The 21,136-nt window shown below is 37.5% G+C and carries 18 protein-coding genes and 3 tRNA genes; 17 read left to right on the top strand and 4 right to left on the bottom strand.

Annotation, left to right across the window (positions count from 1 at the left end; translation table 11 throughout):
* The first annotated feature begins 9 nt into the window (after positions 1-9).
* From ACQKOG_RS23465 to ACQKOG_RS23450, 4 genes are all read left to right on the top strand, one after another.
* Positions 10-86 (top strand) — tRNA-Asn (locus ACQKOG_RS23465).
* Between the two features lie 9 nt (positions 87-95).
* Positions 96-186: transfer RNA gene (locus tag ACQKOG_RS23460), tRNA-Ser, on the top strand.
* 2 nt (positions 187-188) lie between these two features.
* A tRNA-Glu gene (locus ACQKOG_RS23455) sits at positions 189-260 on the top strand.
* 437 nt (positions 261-697) lie between these two features.
* The gene (locus ACQKOG_RS23450; RefSeq protein ID WP_402868273.1) at positions 698-3,475 is read left to right on the top strand and encodes an S-layer homology domain-containing protein; all 2,778 of its coding nucleotides are present in this window, start codon (positions 698-700) and stop codon (positions 3,473-3,475) included.
* A gap of 101 nt (positions 3,476-3,576) precedes the next feature.
* Here ACQKOG_RS23450 and ACQKOG_RS23445 read toward each other — a convergent pair whose 3' ends face one another.
* On the bottom strand, positions 3,577-4,215 hold the full coding sequence (locus ACQKOG_RS23445) for an NAD(P)H-binding protein (RefSeq protein ID WP_370082033.1): 639 nt from the start codon (positions 4,213-4,215) through the stop codon (positions 3,577-3,579).
* A gap of 152 nt (positions 4,216-4,367) precedes the next feature.
* On the opposite strand from ACQKOG_RS23445, the gene dpaL reads away from it, so the two are divergent.
* The 4 genes from dpaL to ACQKOG_RS23425 all read left to right on the top strand — a co-directional run bounded on the left by dpaL (position 4,368) and on the right by ACQKOG_RS23425 (position 8,183).
* Complete coding sequence (gene dpaL, locus ACQKOG_RS23440; RefSeq protein WP_427448368.1) at positions 4,368-5,579, top strand: diaminopropionate ammonia-lyase; 1,212 nt, start codon at positions 4,368-4,370, stop codon at positions 5,577-5,579.
* A gap of 176 nt (positions 5,580-5,755) precedes the next feature.
* Entirely contained in the window at positions 5,756-6,517 is a 762-nt protein-coding gene (locus ACQKOG_RS23435) for a MerR family transcriptional regulator (protein ID WP_402868278.1), read from the top strand.
* Between the two features lie 241 nt (positions 6,518-6,758).
* Positions 6,759-7,208 carry a TraR/DksA C4-type zinc finger protein gene (locus ACQKOG_RS23430; protein WP_427448367.1) on the top strand — a complete coding sequence of 150 codons (450 nt, stop codon included), beginning with the start codon at positions 6,759-6,761 and terminating at the stop codon, positions 7,206-7,208.
* Positions 7,209-7,256: 48 nt separating this feature from the next.
* On the top strand, positions 7,257-8,183 hold the full coding sequence (locus ACQKOG_RS23425) for a dipeptidase (RefSeq protein WP_427448366.1): 927 nt from the start codon (positions 7,257-7,259) through the stop codon (positions 8,181-8,183).
* Positions 8,184-8,196: 13 nt separating this feature from the next.
* Here ACQKOG_RS23425 and ACQKOG_RS23420 read toward each other — a convergent pair whose 3' ends face one another.
* Positions 8,197-9,117 carry a 1,4-dihydroxy-2-naphthoate polyprenyltransferase gene (locus ACQKOG_RS23420; RefSeq protein WP_370082023.1) on the bottom strand — a complete coding sequence of 307 codons (921 nt, stop codon included), beginning with the start codon at positions 9,115-9,117 and terminating at the stop codon, positions 8,197-8,199.
* A 628-nt stretch (positions 9,118-9,745) separates the two neighbouring features.
* Here ACQKOG_RS23420 and ACQKOG_RS23415 point away from each other — a divergent pair.
* The 8 genes from ACQKOG_RS23415 to ACQKOG_RS23380 all read left to right on the top strand — a co-directional run bounded on the left by ACQKOG_RS23415 (position 9,746) and on the right by ACQKOG_RS23380 (position 18,561).
* Positions 9,746-11,131 (top strand): isochorismate synthase, encoded by a 1,386-nt coding sequence (locus tag ACQKOG_RS23415; protein WP_370082021.1) that lies wholly within the window; start codon positions 9,746-9,748, stop codon positions 11,129-11,131.
* On the top strand, positions 11,124-12,848 hold the full coding sequence (gene menD, locus ACQKOG_RS23410) for a 2-succinyl-5-enolpyruvyl-6-hydroxy-3-cyclohexene-1-carboxylic-acid synthase (RefSeq protein ID WP_415732771.1): 1,725 nt from the start codon (positions 11,124-11,126) through the stop codon (positions 12,846-12,848). Before ACQKOG_RS23415 ends, menD begins: the two co-directional genes overlap by 8 nt.
* Entirely contained in the window at positions 12,836-13,645 is an 810-nt protein-coding gene (gene menH, locus ACQKOG_RS23405) for a 2-succinyl-6-hydroxy-2,4-cyclohexadiene-1-carboxylate synthase (protein WP_427448365.1), read from the top strand. The genes menD and menH overlap by 13 nt, the downstream gene beginning before the upstream one ends.
* Before the next feature lie 64 nt (positions 13,646-13,709).
* Positions 13,710-14,528, top strand: a complete 819-nt coding sequence (menB, locus tag ACQKOG_RS23400) for a 1,4-dihydroxy-2-naphthoyl-CoA synthase (RefSeq protein ID WP_049667407.1) — start codon at positions 13,710-13,712, stop codon at positions 14,526-14,528.
* Between the two features lie 526 nt (positions 14,529-15,054).
* On the top strand, positions 15,055-16,479 hold the full coding sequence (locus ACQKOG_RS23395; protein WP_427448364.1) for an o-succinylbenzoate--CoA ligase: 1,425 nt from the start codon (positions 15,055-15,057) through the stop codon (positions 16,477-16,479).
* Between the two features lie 230 nt (positions 16,480-16,709).
* Positions 16,710-16,823 carry a DUF3953 domain-containing protein gene (locus ACQKOG_RS23390; RefSeq protein WP_402868287.1) on the top strand — a complete coding sequence of 38 codons (114 nt, stop codon included), beginning with the start codon at positions 16,710-16,712 and terminating at the stop codon, positions 16,821-16,823.
* A 219-nt stretch (positions 16,824-17,042) separates the two neighbouring features.
* On the top strand, positions 17,043-17,594 hold the full coding sequence (locus ACQKOG_RS23385; RefSeq protein ID WP_427448363.1) for a GNAT family N-acetyltransferase: 552 nt from the start codon (positions 17,043-17,045) through the stop codon (positions 17,592-17,594).
* Between the two features lie 253 nt (positions 17,595-17,847).
* Positions 17,848-18,561 (top strand): UDP-N-acetylmuramyl pentapeptide phosphotransferase, encoded by a 714-nt coding sequence (locus tag ACQKOG_RS23380; protein WP_427448362.1) that lies wholly within the window; start codon positions 17,848-17,850, stop codon positions 18,559-18,561.
* A 282-nt stretch (positions 18,562-18,843) separates the two neighbouring features.
* Here ACQKOG_RS23380 and ACQKOG_RS23375 read toward each other — a convergent pair whose 3' ends face one another.
* Both ACQKOG_RS23375 and ACQKOG_RS23370 read right to left on the bottom strand, forming a co-directional pair.
* Positions 18,844-19,152, bottom strand: a complete 309-nt coding sequence (locus ACQKOG_RS23375) for a hypothetical protein (protein WP_370082007.1) — start codon at positions 19,150-19,152, stop codon at positions 18,844-18,846.
* A gap of 90 nt (positions 19,153-19,242) precedes the next feature.
* On the bottom strand, positions 19,243-19,623 hold the full coding sequence (locus tag ACQKOG_RS23370; protein WP_427448361.1) for a DUF7668 domain-containing protein: 381 nt from the start codon (positions 19,621-19,623) through the stop codon (positions 19,243-19,245).
* Between the two features lie 293 nt (positions 19,624-19,916).
* Here ACQKOG_RS23370 and ACQKOG_RS23365 point away from each other — a divergent pair, with 293 nt between their 5' ends.
* The gene (locus ACQKOG_RS23365; RefSeq protein WP_370082003.1) at positions 19,917-21,134 is read left to right on the top strand and encodes a transglutaminase domain-containing protein; all 1,218 of its coding nucleotides are present in this window, start codon (positions 19,917-19,919) and stop codon (positions 21,132-21,134) included.
* Positions 21,135-21,136: the final 2 nt, after the last annotated feature.

Genomic DNA, 21,136 nt, shown 5'->3' with positions numbered 1-21,136 from the left:
CACCATTTTTCCGAAGTAGCTCAGTTGGTAGTAGCACCTGACTGTTAATCAGGTTGTCGCAGGTTCGAGTCCTGCCTTCGGAGCCATTTTTTTTGGGGGAAGTACTCAAGAGGCTGAAGAGGCGCCCCTGCTAAGGGTGTAGGTCGGGTAACCGGCGCGAGGGTTCAAATCCCTCCTTCTCCGCCATTGGCCCGTTGGTCAAGTGGTTAAGACACCGCCCTTTCACGGCGGTAACACGGGTTCGAATCCCGTACGGGTCATACTGAAATGCAGTAGATGTAATTTACATCTACTGCATTTTTTTTATGGTACTTTATCAAACATCGAAAATTCCTTTCCGCCGAACCGCTGTACAGTTAGAATAGCCCGTTCCATCGAGTTTGCTAATTCATACGATCAAATTCTTCCTCTTATCACGCTTAGAGACAATCGTATATAACCTTCATTTAGCCTTGGCTATAAACTATCTAAAAAGCCACTAAAAATCAACCTTAAGATCCGCGTCTCTCTCAAAATAAAACATTAAAACTATGCAATGCATATAGAAAAAATTAAATATAATTAGTATTTGCTTTGTGACCACTATTAATTGGACAAATAATCCATGGAAAATAGCCGTAATATTGGTATATCCTTTGGAATATATCTATCTTTCTTTTATAATGGGAATGAATAGAATTAATAGGAGGTAATAATTATGAAAAAAAAACAGAGTAAATGGATTATGAGTGCAGCGTCTGCTGCTTTGATTGCTGCAGCTGTTGTTCCTACTGCAAATGCGGCTAACTTTACAGATATTGCAAAAAATGACCATAAAGAGGCCATTTTGGCACTAGCAGATGCAAAAATTGTAGCTGGATATCCAGATGGTACGTTTAAGCCAACTGGGGTCCTTACGAAAGGTAATGTAACAAAATTTTTAGGAAAATGGCTTGAATTAGAACACTTCCAAGTGCCAGCAGACTACAATAAAAAAGTACGTTTTACAGACATGCCTACATCTTCAAAAGATCAAGAATTACTACAATATGCAGCGCTTATAAATGATACTGGTATTTTCAAAGGGACTAACAACAAGTTATTACCTTCCGAGTATATCTCTCGCGAACAAATGGCTTCTATTTTAGTACGTGCAATTGAGAAAGTTTACGATATCGATTTAATTGCGATGTATAAAAAAGAAAACTTTAAATCTTCTATTACAGATTTAAAAGTAGCTTCACCAGAAAATCATGAGGCCATCATCGCATTAGAATATGCCAAAATTACAAATGTAAAGACATTTAATCCGAAAAACACACTAACACGTGGTCAATTTTCATCGTTTTTACATCGTTCAATGACGAATATCGGTGAAATGGTAAGGGGTCCTGAAGTGGCCATCCAAACAGTTAAAGTTATAGATGCAAAAACACTACAGGTAACATTAACAGATGGGACAAGCCATAAGGTAACATTAGCGACTCCACTTACTGAAAATGTGGAAACGAAGGTAGATTTCAAAATTAATGACAAACCATATTCCGCTGTTGTTACATATGAAGTGAATGAGTTAAATGTACAATCAATTGAGGGAATTAATGCTTCTCAGATTAAAGTTGTCTTCAACCAAGCAATTGACCCACTTTCTGTGTTAAAAGCAGATGGGAAATTACAGGATAATGTTGTAGCTTTCTCTAATGTGGATACTTTAAGAGCTCTATCAGTTGTAAAAACAGAAATCAGCGCTGATAAAAAATCAATCACTTTTACAATGAATGAACCATTAAAAGGTACACATCGTTATGTGTTCAGCAACATTAAATCTGAAAAGGGCACAGTGCTTCAAAATGCAGATGCGAATTTTGTTATTGCTGGAGATACACAAGCGCCTACGATTTTAGGAACAACGCAAGGAAAAAATTCTTCAATCGTTAAAGTGCAGTTTTCTAAGCCAATGGCAGCATTTCCAAATGAACGCATTCAATTTACATTAGCAAATGGTACAAAGGTATCGAATGTAGTTGGAAGCATTGAGCAAAACTCAACTGAAGCGACATTTGACTTATCAGCTGCAACCATGAATGGTAAGTATTTAGACCCTGGTACAGCTGTTCAAATTACATTCGTAGCGGCAACAGATATGGCAGGGAACATAATTTCACCAAACCCTTCTACTGTAACAGTGAAAAAGGGAGATAAGGATGGTGTTCCACCGACGTTTTCTTCTGTTACACAAACTGGACCGAATACGTTCCAGCTATTGTTCTCAGAGGAGATTCAACCACTTTATCCATATGATCTTTCAGTCAAAAGCGGTCAGACTTCAATTTCTGTGAATTCAGTAGAGAAAGATCCTAAAAATGGTCGTTTATTTAATGTTACGGTAGATTCAAAAAGCTCGCTTCAAGGAATTACAACGATCGGTACAGCTTCTGGTCGAGTAATTACTGACTTATCAGGTGAAACGGCAACATTCTCAACAGCGTATAACTTTATAAGAGATGATAAAGCGCCGGCCCTAACGAATTCTGAAATTGTTTACGAGGATAGTGTAGAATATTTACAATTAACTTTCGATAAGCCAGTACAGTTAGGCGTTAACGCAAAAGCGTCATTTACTGGGAAATTCACGAATAATTACATTTTATATGAGGTATCAAGAGGACCCCAAAGTGATATTCAGACCGTAAAAGATCAACCTACGAAATTACGTGTTAAAATGGCAGGACTGCTAGGCATGTATGATACAAAAGGAGCTCTTTACGATGGCAAATTAAATTTATTTAATGTTACCAATTTATACGGTGTGCCAGCCACTGAAGTGCAAAATGTTAAATTTACACGTAATGGTGATTTAAATATAAATGGCAATAAATTAGCTTTATCACAATACAATGCAATTCAAACATCTGCAACAGATTATTCTATTAAAGATAATAATATTGTTTATTTAAATTTCAATTATCCTGTTGATCCTGCACTTGCTCAAAATGTTCAAAATTATAGTATTGATAATGCTCAGATAGAAAGTGCTGTTGTAGAAGGATCCAATTTAAATCGTATTAAGCTCACATTAAAAAAGGATTCAAATTATTTTAATGGCGCACGAAACTTTACGATTAAAGGCTTAAGAGCAGCAAACTCTATGGAATCATTTGACGAGGTGCGAACATCCATTAACCTTAAAGAAAATATTGCACCAAAGGTTGTGAATGTTAATGTCAGCAATTCACAAACATTAGAGCTTGTTTTCAGTGAACCAGTAACAAACGTTAATAATTTGGATTTTAATATTACAGTGAATGGTTCTTCGGTAGCAGCAACTACCTATTCACAAGGTAATGATAGAGTATTAATTACAATACCTCAGAATGGCTATTTATTTGAAAACGGCAGAAGTGTTACGATTCAAACTTCACCGCGTAATGAAATTATGGATTTTAATGGGAATAAATTAGATTTCACTTCCCAAACAATTACAGTACAAAGATAAATAAAAAGGGATTAAGCAAGAATTTCCTATGAAATAATATTTGTCTTTAACTATAAAGAATAGCATGCTGGATATATACTCAGCATGCTATTTTCTTATATCTAATGGGAGATAAACGGTGCTTTATGTACGTATTTTGTATTATCAATATGATCAATGATAAAAGTGGCTATATCTTGATTCGTAATTTTTGTACCAGGCATATCCGTCAGGTTTTCCTTTATCTGATTGGATGTTAAACTATCTTTTACAAACGGTAATCTAATTAGTGTCCATTTGATCTGTTTATTATTTGATAAAAATTTCCATTCTAATTTTTTATCTTGCATCATTTTTGAAAGGAATACTTCAAATATCTTTGCTCCTAAACGATTCATCATGCTTTTTTTGTCCTCTTTAATCGTTAGAGAACCACCTGAAACACCTATATAACGACTAATGTTTAATTCTTTCATCACATTAAAAATATTATTTGTAACTTCGCTATATATAGGTTCCTCTTTAGTTGGTTGACCAAATGTATTAATAACAACTTGACAATCTTTAAGAAGTTCTCGGATGTTTTCTATATCCTGTACCTGCCCTTTTACTATTTCAATAGCATCATTTTTATACTGTAACTTTTCAGGATTTCTAACAAGCATCCGAACATGATATCCTTTTTGTATTGCTTGAGTTGCTATATGCCTTCCTACTTTCCCTGTTCCCCCAATTATCGCTATCTTATAAACATTACCCATTATATCCCTCCTGTTGAATATATTAGTAGATATACGATAAACCTTATCAAAAGGATTCAAATTTTTCTTTTTTTAATAAAGTATGTAATATGGTTTTGTTTTGCGAATCTATAAGCTAAGATGAAAATAGAACAAGCACTAGGGGGATATGAATGAGGAAATTATTGTGGACTAACAACCAACAATATTTGTTACAGAAGAATGTAGAACAAGTAGAACCTTTTCTACGTCATTTTTCATCGGAACAAGTAAATCGTGTTGGTAAATTTCAGCGTACATATGAGAAGTTTGAAAGCACGCCATTGCGTTGTTTAAATGCTTTTGCATCATTCGTTGGGGTACAAAAAATTGTTGTAAAAGATGAATCTTATCGATTTGGCTTAAATGCATTTAAAGTATTAGGTGGCGTGTATGCAATTGGGCAGTACGTTGCCAAAAAGTTAGATAGAAATATTGATGAGCTATCGTTTGAGCAACTTAAATCACCTGAAGTAAAGGAGCAGCTTGGGGATTTAACGTTTATTTCAACGACAGATGGCAATCATGGTCGTGGAGTGGCATGGGCTGCTAGAGAACTAGGTTTGAAAGCCCGTATTTACATGCCAGCTGGTAGTGCAGAGGAACGTCTCCAAAATATTAAAAATGAAGGTGCATATGCTGAAATAAAGACAATGAATTATGATGATACCGTTCGTTATACGTCACAACTAGCAATAGAAAATGGATGGATCGTTATTCAAGATACGATGTGGGAAGGCTATGAGGAAATTCCGTTATGGATTATGCAAGGCTATACAACACTAATAAAAGAAGCCGTTGAGCAGTTGGAAAAAGCACCTACCCATGTATTTTTACAAGCTGGGGTTGGATCTTTTGCAGGGGCAGTTGTAGCTTTCTTACAACAATATTATGAGCAAAAGATTACATTTGTCTTAGTGGAGCCTTTTGTAGCGAATTGCTATTATGAAAGCTTTAAAGCAGGAGATGAACAGTTTGTAACGATTGGTGGAGAGATGCAAACAATTATGGCAGGTCTTGCTTGTGGTGAGCCGAATCCGCTTGCTTGGGGCCTGTTAAAGACTTATACGAAAGTAAGTATTTGCTGTGATGAGGAAGTTGCTGCAACAGGTATGCGCATTCTAGGGAATCCGCTAGCGACAGATGCACGAATTATTGCTGGAGAATCGGGAGCTGCCCCGGTTGGATGTTTTTATGAGTTGATGACGAATAAGCAATATACAGAACTGAAGGAAACATTACAATTAGATGAAGATTCTCGGGTATTGTTTATTAACACTGAAGGTGACACAGATGTAGAAAACTACAGAAATATTGTGTGGCATGGTAAGTATTCCGAAATTTAATGAAAGTAGCAAACTAGTGATAATAAAATGTTCTAGTTTGCTTTTTTCATTTACGACGCGCCTAGTCGGAACGGAAATCAACCCGACGTTATGGTAATGAGCCAATTTTTCTTGATTTTTTTCTTGACCTTAACGTTGCGTAAACATTTACAGTAGCATTAGTGGAGGTGAAAAATGTGGAATATACAATTCAAGAGCTTGCTCAATTATCTGGGGTTAGCACAAGAACACTGCGTTATTATGATGAAATTGGATTACTAAAGCCTGCAAGAACGAATGAGGCGGGCTATCGATTTTACGAACAGTTTGAAGTTGATATGCTCCAGCAAATTTTATTTTATAGAGCATTAGATATGAAGCTAGCAACAATTAAGGAAATTATTCAAGCGCCTGATTTTCAACATACAGAGGCACTGAAAACCCATCGTACTGCTTTACTGAAACGCAAGGAGCAGCTGGAAAAGATATTACAAACAGTAGAAAAAACCATTCAATCTATTGAGGAGGAACAACCAATGGCAAATGAAGAAAAATTTAATGGACTAAAAGAGAAGCTAATCGCGGAAAATGAAAAGCAATATGGTCAAGAAATTCGTGCAAAATATGGTGACAAAACGGTTGATACATCGAATGCAAAGGTAATGAATATGACAGAGGAACAGTATGAAGCAATGCAACAGCTAGAACAGCAATTATTTAATCGTTTAAAAGAAGCGATGGAAATCGGCGATACAAACAATGATGTGGCAATGGAGGTTGCAGAGCTTCATAAGCGCTGGCTTAGTTTTACATGGTCACAATATTCTAAAGAGGCACATGCAGGTATAGCTCAGATGTATATAGCGGATGAACGCTTTTCTGCATATTACGATGAGCGCGTTTCTAAAGGAGCAGCACAATTTTTACATGATGCCATCATCAGTTTCACCTTGGCGTAATTGTAGCTGACACTTTGCTTTCGCTACAGAAAACATTTTGTAGCTGTCGCTGTGCTTTCGCTACAGAAAACAATGCGGCAGGATTTTGAATTGTGCTTAGGTCTGCATGATGCAGGTTAGTTAGCTGTTGTCGCAGGAAGTGACGATTTTTAATTAAACAAAATAAATAACTCCTCTTTATGCTTTAGTGTTTTAGAAATATTAATTTAGGAAAAAATGAAGGCATGAGGAGGAGATTTTTTTGAACCCACAAGTAATGGAAAAATTAAGAAAGCAATTAGAGCAGGAACTACAGGAAATAGAACAGCAACTTGAGGAATCAGAGCGTCCACAAGCTACAGAGCTGTCTAATTATGATAATCATCCAGCTGACAATGCGAGTGACTTAACGGATCAGCTAACGGAAATGGCGATTGATGAGCACAGGGGTGATGATGCTGAGGAAATAAAGGCTGCACTACAAGCGATGGAGGATGGTACGTATGGTAAATGCGCTGTATGTGGTGAAGAGATTCCTATAGGTCGCTTAGAAGCTATGCCGAAAGCATTGACATGTGTTGAACATGCTGAGCACAAAGAAGAAAATTTAAGACCAGTAGAGGAAGATGTGTTGTCTTCTACGCCAAGATCGGATGATTTCATAGAACTTGAGGAATTCGGCTCTTCTGACACTCCTCAAGATAAAAGTTAGTAAGCATTTTCACTCACAGGTATTATAATAGCTGTATGGGGTGAGGATATGGACATAATTGATTTACATTGCGATGCTCTATCGAAATTAACAACTTTAGAAGCGGCAAAATTTGAAGATGATGTACGTTTGCAAGCCAATCGACAGAGATTACAATTAGGGCAGGTTAAGGCACAAGTATTTGCTATTTTTATTAATCCTAAAATTCCGCAAAGCATGCGATTTTTAGAGGCAGTGCGGCAAATTGAAGCCTTCCATACACATGTATTACAAACTGAGGGCATGGTGCATATTACGGATTGGTCGCAATTAGATACTTTAGCTCCGCATGAAATTGGTGCAATTTTAAGCTTAGAGGGCTGTGGTCCAATCGGCGAAGATTTAGCAAAGCTTGCTGCAATATTAGATGCAGGTGTGAAGTTAGTTGGCTTAACGTGGAATGAGGAAAATGCTGTGGCCCACGGTGCTGAACAGGATGCAAACCTTGGTTTAAAACCATTTGGTAAAGAGGTTATAGACTTGCTAAATAAGCGAGATATTATTATCGATGTCTCGCATTTAAATGAACAGAGTTTCTGGGATGTCTTACCACTAGCGAAGCATATCATTGCGAGCCATAGTAATGCACGTGCACTTTGCGATCATCCAAGAAATTTAACGGACGCTCAGGCAAAAGCACTTATCGAGCATGGAGGGCATATTCATGTCGTTTACTATCCGCCTTTTATCCATGACAATACTACGATGGAGGATTTAGTAGCGCATGTGAAGCATCTAGCGAATATAGTAGGGGTAGAGCACCTTGGACTAGGTTCAGATTTCGATGGAATAGATGCTACTGTAAAAGGATTAGCACACGCAGGAGAGGCACAAAATTTGTTAGAGGCGTTACGTGAACATTTTTCAACCGAAGAAATTCGTGGTATTGCAAGTGAGAATTTTAGATGCTATGTAAAAAATGTAGCAGCCCGTTAAGGCTGCTACATTTTTAATAAAAGAAATATTGAATTAATAAACCGATTCCTAAGAGGAAGCCGAAGAATGTATTTGTTTGCGCTGTAAATTTCATCGCAGGCATAACTTCTTTCGCTTCTTTTTTATCGCGGAAAATTTGAGTCGCACGAAGTGGCTTTGGAACGCTTAAGAAAATGATTAGAGCCCAAAAAGTAATACCATCAATGGCTACAAGAGCGATTACCCATAAATACGAAACGATAAAAAAGCCAGATAGCACAGAAATGGCATTATCTCGACCTACTAAAATAGCAAGCGTTCGTCGACCACCCTCTGTATCTCCTACGATATCACGGATATTGTTGGACAGCATGATAGCTCCAACTAAAATCATACTTGGTACTGAAAGCAAAACAGCGTCTAATGTCACAGTAAGCGTTTGAATATAAAAGGCGATTAAGACAATCCCCATTCCCATAACAGCGCCAGATACAATTTCTCCAAATGGTGAATAGGCTATTGGATAAGGTCCGCCAGTGTATAAAAAACCAATAAGCATACAAACAAGCCCGACAGCAGCAAGCCACCAAGAAGTTGAGGCACATATGTAAATGCCAAGCAACATAGCGATTGCATAGAAGCTTAAGGCAATCATCATAATTGTTTTTGGTTGAACACCGTGACGCACAATCGTTCCGCCGATGCCGACAGAATTTTCATTGTCTAATCCTAGTTTGTAATCGTAATATTCATTGAACATATTTGTTGCTGCTTGTATAAGCATACTTGCAATGAGCATAGCAAAAAATAGTCCAAAATCAATTGTTTGTTTTTCAATTGCTAAAGCAATAGCTGTTCCTAAAAATACTGGAACGAATGAAGCGGTTAAAGTGTGAGGACGTGTTAAATGCCACCAAACTTTAATACCCCTATCAGCTTCAATGACTTTGGTCATAAGGTCTTTCTCTCCTTCAAATGTTGTAGACTATTCTTATTTTATACGAAGAATGAGAAAATGGATAGGTTCACAGCTTATTATATACAGTTCAGATCAATTATGCCTTGGCATAATTGCGTCCGGAATCGGCTTTGTGCTTAGGCCTGCGTGATGCAGGTCAGTTAGCCGTTATCGCATGGATGCGATAACGGCTAACATCCTATATTGAACTCCTTTCCGATTACGTGACATCCGCCGGAGGCTTTTAACTTCTTTCAGCGGCTGTTTGGACACCCGCTGAAAAGTAGCTTAAATCCGCATTCATTTCACCACCTATAGAGGAGGGAGTCTTCTGCTGAAAGAAGTTAAAAAAAATGATACAATAGAACATGCATTTATGAACTGAAAACAATAATTAAGATAATAGCAACAGTACGAAGAATAGGCTAGCAAATAAAAAATGACCCCTATTTTAACAGAAAAATATGATGTGGTAAAAGTACAAACGTTCATTTCATGATGCAAAGTTTTGGTCAATTGTGCTAAAGAAAAGCCAAAGCAGTATTTATGACTGAAAGTGTAGAACGAGTACAAAATATACCGTGTGTCATTCATTATGTACATTGCAACAACGGAGGTAATTTTCATGCAACAGAAGTGGTACCAAGCCACAGAGGTAGAAGTGGACTCTTTGGGCCAAAGCCTTCATTTTTATATGGAAACAATTGAAGTTAGTCGCTTATCGGCGCTCGCATTTTATGCAGCGGGCGAGGAGCATTATAAAGGTGAACGATTTTATTGGCAAAATAGAGAAAAAACAATGACATTAGTAGGGCTAGGACATGCCTATACGATTCAAAATAACGCCAAAAATAATCGCTTCGATGCAGTAGAAGCAGAGTGGAAAAATTTAACGAAAAACTGTGTGAAGGGACAAAGCGAGCTACAACCAATTTTGTTTGGTGGATTTACATTCGATCCACAAAATGAAGTAACTGGGGAGTGGACAGACTTTCCAGAGGCTTATTTTGCACTCGCAACATACCAGCTTGTTATCCGAGATGACAAAGCGTTTGTAAGTATTCACCTTATTTCAAAAAATGAGCAGGCAGAGTCCCAACTCGAAGCGCTACGTAAAGAGCGAGATCATTTAATTCATGCTGCTCAAGTAAAAGAAGTGAAAACGTATGCAAAGCCTGAAATCACAAGTTACTTTGAGCCATATAAGGAGCCGTATTTAGCTTCGATTGACCAAGTAACTGCATTGATTAAGCAGAAGAAGGCAGATAAAGTCGTTATTGCACGCTCACTAGCATTGCAATTTAAAGAACAAGTTTCTTCACCACAGGTACTCTCACAAATTATTCATGAGCAGCCAGAAAGCTATTTATTTGGTTTAGAACGTCAAGAATTATTGTTCTTTGGTGCGTCCCCTGAACGTCTTGTAAAAGTAGAAGAGGGCCGAGCCTTTTCATCTTGTGTTGCAGGTTCTATTAAACGTGGTAAGACAGCAGAGGAAGATGAAGCCTATGGACAAAGCTTATTAAATGATTCGAAAAATGGTGGCGAACATCAATATGTTGTCGATATGATTGCGGAAACATTCCGTAAAAATTGTGTAGAGATGACAATACCGGATGGCCCACGCTTACTAAAAATTAGAGATATACAACATTTATATACACCTGTTGAAGGTCAGTTAAATAATGAAGCAACAATATTACAACTGACAAAATCTTTACATCCAACGCCAGCTTTAGGCGGTGTGCCAAGGAAAGAGGCAATGGCAGCTATACGTAAGTATGAGCCTATGAATCGTGGGCTTTACGCTGCTCCAATTGGTTGGGTAGATGCTGATGGCAATGGGGAATTTGCAGTGGCCATTCGTTCGGCTGCTTTACTTAAGGACAAAGCTTATTTATATGCTGGTGGCGGTATTGTAGCAGATTCAGAGCCACAATCTGAATATGAGGAAACATTAGTGAAATTCCGTCCAATGCTTCGTGCGCTAGGAGGACAATTACATGAGTGAACGGAAAATTTTAACGGATTATGTTTATAAAATGGTAGCATCACTAGTGCAAGCTGGTGTTGAGAACGTTGTTGTCAGCCCTGGTTCACGTTCGACACCTTTAGCTTATGCATTTGCTTCAACGAAACAGCTCCAAATGTATCGTCAAGTTGATGAACGATCGGCTGCCTTTTTTGCGCTAGGAATTGCAAAGGCTACAGCAAAACCTGTTGTTCTTTTATGTACATCGGGAACAGCTGCGGCAAACTATTTTCCTGCCATTGTTGAAGCAAGCTATGCTCGTGTACCGTTAATCGTCATTACAGCTGATCGTCCACATGAATTGCGAGAGGTGGGTGCACCACAGGCTATTCATCAGCCGAATTTATATGGTACAAATGTCAAATGGAGCGTGGATTTCCCTTTGGCAGATGGTGCTGCACCAACATTGCCGTTTATTGAGCGTCATATTGCACGTGCGGTAGCGGTGGCGATGAGCGCACCATTTGGACCAGTGCATATTAATGTACCGTTCAGAGAACCGTTGTTGATTGATTTTCGAGAGGAACTTCCAGAAGTGACATTTAAGCATAGCAGTATGGGTCAGTTAGTACCTTCAAAGGAGACTCAACAAGAGCTATCGGAGATTTTACGTGCAAGCAAAAGAGGCTTTATTATTATTGGTGAGCTAGCACTCGGTACAGATTTAACAACTATGTGGGAGTTTATTCGCCAATTAAAATGGCCGGTCATTGTCGAGAGTTTATCTAATATGCGGTCATCTGTACCAGAAGATTGTCTGCCTTATATGATCACGACGTATGATGCCATTATGAAAAGTGAAGATTTTAAAGCATTAGTTGAACCAGATACGGTGCTACGTTTAGGAGCACAGCCTGTTTCTAAATTTATCATGCAATTTATTACTAAATCTCAGCCTAATGCGTATATTGTTGTCGATGAAGATCCGATGTTCCGTGATTCTACAGGTGTGTCTACTCATTTTGTTCATGCAAGTATTGGTGAGTGGCTCACGCAATTAGAAATCTCTGAAACAGCACTTGAGACAGAGTATTTAGCTGAGTGGCAAGATGCTAATGATATTGCACTTGAGTATATTGAACATTATGCTGACGGTGCGATTGATGAGGGAGCAATGGTAAGTCGATTACTAAAAATGATTCCTAATGGCAGTGATATTTTTGTTAGTAGCAGTATGCCAGTGCGTGATATTGATACGTTTTTAATGGCGACACAGAAGGATATTCGAATTGTTGCGAATCGTGGAACGAATGGTATTGATGGTGTCGTATCAACTGCAATGGGCTTTAGTCAAGGAAATAACCGTGAAACCTACTTGCTTATTGGCGATTTAGCCTTTTTACATGATGTCAACGGTCTCATTGCTTCAAGATACCAGGAATGCAATTTGACAATGATCGTTATGAATAATGATGGCGGCGGTATTTTCTCTTATTTACCACAATCTACAGTTGAGGCACATTATGAAGATTTATTTGGTACGCCAACTGCCCTTAAATTCCATGATATTGCCAATATGTACGATATGGATTATATACGAGTAGATGATATTTCAGAGCTATCAGTAAAGTTCACTACGATGAAAAAACGACCAATGCGCTTAATTGAAATTTTCACGAATCGAGAGGAAAATGTGTATGCGCATCGAGCACTATGGAATCGCATTAACGTAGGGTTAAAAGCATGGCAAAGCTAATGATTCGAGGGCTTGAAACATACGTAGAAATCTGGAATGAAGAAGCGGAGCAAACGCTCGTGGCATTGCATGGTTTTACAGGTAGTACGGCTACATGGCGAAATTTAGCGAAGGCTCTACCTCGTGTACGAGTTATTGCCATCGATTTAATTGGGCATGGCCAAACCGTTTTACCTCAACAAATTAGTCGTTTCTCTATGCAAGAACAAATCCAAGATTTAGAGGAAGTTTTTGTCCAGCTACAGCTCAAGAAATTTACGCTGCTTGGGTATTCGATGGGAGGTAGAATTGCATTATCGTATGCAATCTCCTACCCAGAACGCATTGACAAGCTCATTTTAGAAAGTGCTTCTCCAGGCTTACGAACTTCTAAGGAGCGTTCTGAACGTTGTGAGAGAGATAACGCTCTAGCTGAAAAAATAATTAGTAACGGATTGTTATCATTTGTCAATGCATGGGAAAACATTCCTTTGTTTGAATCTCAAAAGTGTTTATCACACAATGTGCAAGAAGCGATTAGGTTCGAACGACTTTCTCAGAAGGAAGAAGGCTTGGCAGGTAGTTTACGAGGCATTGGTACAGGAAGTCAACCATCAAATTGGATGGCATTGGAGAAGCTTGAATTTCCTGTGCTTTTAATGACAGGCTCACTAGATGATAAATTTTGTAAAATTGCACTAGAAATGAAAGCGTTATTAAAAAATGCCAAACATACGACAGTAAATGACGCTGGACATGCAATTCATGTGGAAAATCCCGCTGAGTTTGCTACAATAGTAGAGGAGTATTTAACGTAATATAATTTTTACGTTATCGTCTCGACTTTGAACGAGACGAATTTAATTATTAGGAGGCAATTCAATGACACGTCAATGGACAAGTTTACATACTTATGAAGACATTAAGTATGAGTTCTATAACGGTATCGCAAAAATTACGATTAACCGTCCAGAAGTGCGCAACGCATTCCGACCAAAAACGGTAATGGAAATGATCGATGCTTTTTCACGTGCACGTGATGATAAAAATGTTGGAGCTATCATTTTAACTGGTGAAGGTGAGCATGCCTTCTGTTCAGGTGGAGACCAAAAAGTACGCGGTCATGGCGGCTACGTTGGTGAAGATGAGATCCCACGTCTAAACGTTCTTGATTTACAACGTTTAATCCGTGTTATTCCAAAACCTGTAGTAGCGATGGTTGCAGGTTATGCAATCGGTGGAGGACACGTATTACACGTTGTCTGTGACTTAACAATTGCTGCTGATAACGCTCGCTTTGGACAAACTGGACCAAAAGTTGGTTCATTCGATGCTGGTTATGGCTCAGGCTACCTTGCACGTATTATCGGTCATAAAAAGGCGCGTGAAATTTGGTTCCTTTGCCGTCAATACGATGCACAACAAGCACTTGATATGGGATTAGTTAACACAGTTGTTCCTTATGAGCAATTAGAAGATGAAACTGTACAATGGTGTGAAGAAATGCTACAAATGTCTCCAACTGCTCTACGCTTCTTAAAAGCAGCAATGAATGCAGATACAGACGGTTTAGCTGGTCTTCAACAAATGGCTGGCGACGCTACTCTTCTTTACTACACAACAGATGAAGCTAAAGAAGGTCGTGACGCATTCAAAGAAAAACGTCAACCAGATTTCGGTCAATTCCCAAGATTCCCTTGATTACCTGAAACGTTTAAACGGCTCGTATCTTAATGAGATACGAGCTTTTTGTATATCTAAAGGGCCGAGACGGATAGACTTGCTAGAGCGACGGCACAAGGTGCGTTAGCGGCGGAAAGGCGTGCGTTAGCGGCGGAAAGGCGTGCGTTAGCGGCGGAAGAGGGTGCGTTAGCGACGGAACAGAGTGCATTTAGCGGCGGAACAGAGTGCATTAGCGGCGGAAGAGGGTGCGTTAGTGGCGGAAGAGGGTGCGTTAGCGGCGGAAGAGGGTGCGTTAGCGGCGGAACGGGATGCATTAGCAGCGGAAGAGGGTGCGTTAGCGGCGGAACCCCGTGCATTAGCAGCGGAACCCATGCATAAGCGACGGAACCCATGCATTAGCGTCGGAACCCATGCATTAGCGTCGGAACACCATGCTTTGCAGTGGAACCGCACGCCAAAGCGGCAAAAACCCTATGTCAGAGCACCGAATAGACGGATGATGCGATAAAGCGGTAAGATTAAGGCTGATTGGAGGAATAATGAGATGTATTTAAATTGGATTTTACAGCGAGCGTATTTAACACCTTTACGAAACGGTTTAACATATAATGGGCAGACTTGGACGTTTCAAGAATTAAATGATTTATCGTTGAAACGTGCTCGTCAACTTACAGCACTGGATATAAAACAAGGGGACCGTATTGCAATAATGGGTCCGAGTAAGCCTTCCCTTGTCATTATGATGTACGCGTGTATGCATTTACAATGCGAAATGGTTATGCTAAATCGTAGGCTAACACAGAATGAAATTGCCTATCAGCTAGAGGATTCAGAGGCTATGGCGATATTAATTGCCGATGAGGATATAGAAAAATTACCATCACATACGTCTTATTATTTATTTTCTACTATAGAAAAAAGTACAGAAGCGGCTATTGATATTACGAAAGAATGGTCTTTAAACCAAACAACATCGATTATGTATACATCTGGTACGACTGGTTTTCCAAAGGGCGTTTGTCAAACTGTCGGAAATCATCAGGCAAGTGCAACGGCCTCCGTTTTAAATATTGGTTTACATGCAGAGGATACTTGGTTATGTGCGGTACCACTTTTTCATATTAGTGGATTTTCTATTTTAGTGCGCTCACTATTGTACGGCAATAAAGTGCATTTATATGATCAATTTGATGCAGAAGTCATTTCCCAAAATATAATGGATGGCGAGGTTACACATATGTCGGTAGTCGCTGTCACATTGGAAAGGATTTTACATACCCTTGAACAGAAAAACGCACAAGCCTCACCGAAATTTAAAATGATGCTAGCAGGTGGTGGACCAGTGCCAGAAGATTATTTAAAGAGAGCGCATGCATTAAATTTAGCTGTAGCTCAAACGTATGGTATGACTGAAACCTCGTCACAAACTGCAACATTAGCAAATGAAGATGCGATGCAAAAAATTGGTTCTGCGGGAAAACCATTATTTTTTAATCAAATTCGCATTGCTGAGCCGAATGACAACGGTGAAGGAGAAATTTGCATACGTGGCCCACATGTTACACCAGGGTACATTGGTCGTTTTGCTCAAAAAGATGCAACGATTGATGGTTGGCTCCATACGGGGGATATTGGTTATATAGATGAAGATGGTTATTTATTTGTCATTGATCGTCGGGCTGATTTAATTATTTCAGGTGGCGAAAATATTTATCCTGCTGAAATCGAAAATGTACTACTTACACACCCTGCTGTTAAGGAAGCGGGAGTATGTGGAATCGATGATGATGCGTGGGGGCAAGTACCAATCGCCTTTGTTGTATTAAAAGAAGAAGTACAGGCAGAGCAAATACTAGCATTTTGTCAAAAGAAGCTTGCTAAATATAAAATACCAAAAGAAATTATTGTTACGGACGAGCTCCCTCGAAACGGTGCCAACAAATTACTTCGTAGAAAATTAATGAATTAATAACAAAAAGAAGCCTTCGTTGATAAGATGGCTTCTTTTCGTGTTGGTGAAAAAATTATAAAGTATGGATCTTCGGCAAAACGAGTGGTTGATTTCCGTACCGATTGAGCGCTTTGGTGCTGACGCTTCGCTTTCGCACTGATAAAACATTTGGTGCTAACGTAGCAGCAGGCAATATAAATGGAGGAATTTGCTTGATGCTCTCCAACGCAGAATAGCGAGTAGCGTCAATGGGGTTAGTGATAGGTATTTCTGAATTAAAAGTAAATCCAAGAATGAGTGCAATAATATCTTTCCTTGAATCTGCGTTTGCTCTTTTAGTTTGCTTCTATATTTCTAACTAGCAAGGGCGTTGACCAAGAAAGATTAATGCTCTCTTTTATTGAATTTTGATCAGGTTAACAAAATTTATTTAATCGAAATTGGTTAAATGATACAATAATAACATTACAAGGAAAGGTGTGATAAAGATGAAACACATTAATTTCAACAAGGTGATTGAAAAGTAGAGGGAATCTTCTTTTCAATCAATGAATTTAAAAATTATTGAAAAGAGGAATTGTATGTACAAAGATAACGAATTAATAATCCGTCCAATTGAGGAACAAGACTTATCGAAACTATGGGAGTTAATTTATAAAGAAGATGCACCAGAATGGAAGAAATGGGATGCACCTTACTTTCCGCATAAATCCATTACGTTTGGAAAATTCATGGAAACTGCACCAACATGGGTTGGTAAAGAGAATATGTGGGTTATCACAGTAGATGAAGTCGTATGTGGGATTGTTTCTTATTATTTTGAAGATGAACAAGGTGTCTGGTTGGAATTAGGTATTGTTATACACGAAGGTCAAAATTGGAATAAAGGAATAGGGACTCGTTCTCTAAAACTTTGGCTTAATCATATATTTAATTCATTACCACTTGTCAGAGTAGGTTTAACTACTTGGTCAGGGAATGATAGAATGATTCGAGTTGGAGAGAAGTTAGGTATGCAAATGGAAGCTCGTATCAGAAAAGTACGCTTTTATGAAGACAATTATTATGATTCTATTTGTATGGGCATTTTAAGAGAAGAATGGGAAGCATTAAAACCTGCTTTGGAAATTTAAGTAAACAAGAGTTGGCTTAACAACTGTTGTTTTATTAAATATGATTGTGAAAGTTTGCACTTAAAGTAACGGGGGTTTTACTTGAAGATCATTGAGTTGCATATGCAGCTCTTTTTTTCTTTATTGAACTAACGAAGCAGTTTAGTTCAATAAGCATCACTATTGTATTTAGTTATTTTTCCATATGTTGTATAATTTGGGTAGTAATATTTAACTTTTAGTATTTTTAATAAATTATTTCGGGAGGTAAAACTTGTTATATTTAGCTTTATTAATTGGCATCGTTTCAATTGTAATTACAGATAAGCTTACGCAAGCTTTTAAATTATCAAGCATTTGGGGGATGATTGGTCAAATTTGTGTATCACTTGTAATAATAATGGTCGGCAAACTTGAGGTTAGTGATATTAATCTAGGTAATCACTTTGAATTAGGATATTTGACGATTCCGTTTACGTTATTATGTCTTGTAGGTTTTACAAATGTAATGAATATAGAAAAAGTGCAAAATCCTTCAATATTGCTGTTGCCATTCGTTTCTTTAGTTTGTTTCTCAATGGCTGCTTTCGTCATAGGCCATTCATTTGTTTTAATAACGGGAATTTGTGCCAGTTTAACGATTATGTTTATTCTGCTATACGGCTATTTTTCAGGTAAAGCATTTGTAGGAAGAACTCTTGCTACGTCAATAGGCTTCGTAATAGCAGTACTTTCAATATCCCTTATTAAAATATCTATTATAACAATTTATATTCCGATATTTACTTTAGCGATACCACTCACTTTATATTATTTTATTAAAGATAAATTTACGAGTATACAATTAATTACAGTTAGCACTTTAACAGCTATTTTATTTGGTGTATTAATGTTCATAGTTCCTTTTCATATAATGTGGTATCTCGTTGTTGGGTTAACGATTATTTTGGTCATCACGCAATTTTCACGTAAATATCGCTTTATTTAGAAACTAAAGTTCTTTTTAAACTCCCATGAAAGAATTTAATCATCTTTCATTTTCTGTGGTGTAGCGCTGGTTTTTGCGCTACATGGATGGCGAACGGGTGCTTTACTTCAAGATAAGATGGGATTCCACAGAGGTTTCACCTTGTTCTTATTCAACTAACGGTGCAGGTTAGTTGAATAGCAATTAGGTGTGATTGGAAGAATTGTCGATGATATAAAAAAGACACCGAAGTGTCTTATGTATTTTCAAATTAAGCTTATGGACAACTTGGAATTTGAAGGGTTAATCATAATAGTGAAATTCAAAACCGTCTTCTGGTTCGCCAATTTCATATCCCAATAATTTTGTAGCTCTATTCTTAAATAATGCAATCCATTCATTCCATTCTTCTGATGGTAATTTAGCATAGAATTGTAATCCACTTGATTCAATACTTACTTCTATCAATTTACCATCTGAACCATACCACTGTGGAAAGCCGTTTACAAAGTTGTTCCAGTTAGGCATTTCTCTATATAAACACTCCAACTTATCCCAAACTTCTTGTGGGGCAGAATAATGAATATTCAAATTAATGTTGTATATTTCCATATGTTCTCCTTTTCATATTTAGATTTATAAGTTGTTAATTCTTGATTTTATTCGCTAATTCAACCAAAAGTCGAGCTTCTGAATCTTGTTTTACTGTGGGTCAACTGTGATAAAAACACTTTTTAATCCATCATCCGTATATAAAAACTCCATTTGTAAACACATATCTGCCAATTTTGAATTTGAAGTTAAATCATAATCAACAGCAAATCCACTGTTATCATTGAATTCATAGAAGTTGATTTGTGAATATTCGTATTTTGGGTGGAAATTACATGGAGCGCCAAATTCATCAAATGAATCAAATCTATTTAAGTTTAATGTTTCTTGGACATAATAGAATAACTCACCAATATCATCCACTTCAGATCCATCCACATAATTTAAAATGTTTTCATATTCTTTACTGTGCATTACTTTTAATATATTAGTAATAACAGTTAAAGCATATTGTTTATCTTCACTTTTCATATTGAACCTCCAAATTCTAATTTGTCTTTCTATTCAACTGTATAATATCATACAATTTGTGAGAAAATTCACTTAAACTAACAGGGCATTAATTGAATAAGTATTATAAAAAGCCTGTATCAATGATTACTTTGTAATCAACGATACAGGCTTTCTAATTGTCCTTATATATTTCGTTTCAAAGAAGCCTTCTTTATTCGTTTTAAGAGTAAACTTTTAGGATTAAATTAATCATTCATTAACATAATAAGAAATGACAGGCATAAACTAGTTAATAAAGGAGAAAGACTCATATGAGAAAATATATATATAATGTTGTCATTATATTATTTGTTCTACAAATGAGTCATGTGCAAGTATTCGCAAACTATGAACAAAAGAATATCGCAACGGCCAATACAATAGAAACACTACAACATCTAATTCAAAAACAAGTCATGCAATTATCTACTGAATTTGATATTCGTTATACTGGTAATACGTCGGAAATAAAAGATGAACTATCAGAGCTTATTAAACATGCTATTCAAGATCCATATATTTACGCCAATATTTCTAGTTTTAAATGGAAATATGATGGCTATGCCAATAATATTGTCATTAGTTTTGAGTTTACCTATCATATTTCACAGGAAGAGGAGGCATTTGTAGAACAGACTTTGACGAATATTATTACACCTATGCATGGATTAAGTGAATTGCAGAAAATACAGGCTGCACATGATTTTATCGTTCTAACTGCTGAATATTCGAAGGAAACGAAAGGAAGTCAGTATTCTCCCTACACATTGCTTACTGAGAACAAGGGAGTTTGTCAGGCATATGCTCTAGTGCTTTATCGAATGCTAGAGAAGCTAGGCTTTGAGGTACAATATGTACCAGGAAAAGTAGGGGAACAACTACACGCCTGGGTCTTAGTGAAGCTTGATGATGAATGGTATCATATCGATGTTACATGGGATGATCCATTGCCTGATCGTAAGGGTGAGGTCCGTTATAATTATTTTTTAGTGTCTGATCGCCAATTAGCTCAGGATCACTCTTGGGACTACACGAGTTTCCCAGCCGCTACAAGTGAAGCCTATTTTGATTTGCAAAAAACGGATAAGGTTGAAGTTCTTACAAAACCAATACTGGATGGTCAATTTACCTTTGATAAAGGGCTTTCCATTTTAAGTAAAAATAAACAAACAGTAAAACAATTAATAGAACAGCCTAGATTGCTTTTAAAAGGTAATAAAAGCGATAATTCTGTTCAGGTGTATTTAAATGAATGGGAACCAATTATTTTAGAAAGTATAATAGCCCAAATAAAGGATAATGGAAAGATAAAACAAAACGCTATCCATAAGAAAAAAGGGCTAATTAGTATTTATAGAGCGGGAAAACGAATGCCACAAGAAAAGTACGTCATAATAAAGGAGGTGCCCCATACTATGTTCGGGGCACCTCCTTACTCATTTATTTGTGTTCGTTTAACTTCTTTCAGCGGGTGTCCAAACACCCACTGAAA

This window comes from Lysinibacillus sp. NPDC093216, assembly GCF_050280325.1.
Taxonomy (GTDB): domain Bacteria; phylum Bacillota; class Bacilli; order Bacillales_A; family Planococcaceae; genus Lysinibacillus.
This window is presented reverse-complemented; position numbering and strand designations above follow the sequence as displayed.

Bases quoted from the DNA above. Each gene is read 5' to 3' on its own strand.
- ACQKOG_RS23450 (WP_402868273.1), top strand. From the start codon at position 698: ATGAAAAAAAAACAGAGTAAATGGATTATGAGTGCAGCGTCTGCTGCT.
- ACQKOG_RS23445 (WP_370082033.1), bottom strand. From the start codon at position 4,215: ATGGGTAATGTTTATAAGATAGCGATAATTGGGGGAACAGGGAAAGTA.
- dpaL (WP_427448368.1), top strand. From the start codon at position 4,368: ATGAGGAAATTATTGTGGACTAACAACCAACAATATTTGTTACAGAAG.
- ACQKOG_RS23425 (WP_427448366.1), top strand. From the start codon at position 7,257: ATGGACATAATTGATTTACATTGCGATGCTCTATCGAAATTAACAACT.
- ACQKOG_RS23420 (WP_370082023.1), bottom strand. From the start codon at position 9,117: ATGACCAAAGTCATTGAAGCTGATAGGGGTATTAAAGTTTGGTGGCAT.
- ACQKOG_RS23415 (WP_370082021.1), top strand. From the start codon at position 9,746: ATGCAACAGAAGTGGTACCAAGCCACAGAGGTAGAAGTGGACTCTTTG.
- menD (WP_415732771.1), top strand. From the start codon at position 11,124: ATGAGTGAACGGAAAATTTTAACGGATTATGTTTATAAAATGGTAGCA.
- menH (WP_427448365.1), top strand. From the start codon at position 12,836: ATGGCAAAGCTAATGATTCGAGGGCTTGAAACATACGTAGAAATCTGG.
- menB (WP_049667407.1), top strand. From the start codon at position 13,710: ATGACACGTCAATGGACAAGTTTACATACTTATGAAGACATTAAGTAT.
- ACQKOG_RS23395 (WP_427448364.1), top strand. From the start codon at position 15,055: ATGTATTTAAATTGGATTTTACAGCGAGCGTATTTAACACCTTTACGA.
- ACQKOG_RS23390 (WP_402868287.1), top strand. From the start codon at position 16,710: ATGGGGTTAGTGATAGGTATTTCTGAATTAAAAGTAAATCCAAGAATG.
- ACQKOG_RS23385 (WP_427448363.1), top strand. From the start codon at position 17,043: ATGTACAAAGATAACGAATTAATAATCCGTCCAATTGAGGAACAAGAC.
- ACQKOG_RS23375 (WP_370082007.1), bottom strand. From the start codon at position 19,152: ATGGAAATATACAACATTAATTTGAATATTCATTATTCTGCCCCACAA.
- ACQKOG_RS23370 (WP_427448361.1), bottom strand. From the start codon at position 19,623: ATGAAAAGTGAAGATAAACAATATGCTTTAACTGTTATTACTAATATA.
- ACQKOG_RS23365 (WP_370082003.1), top strand. From the start codon at position 19,917: ATGAGAAAATATATATATAATGTTGTCATTATATTATTTGTTCTACAA.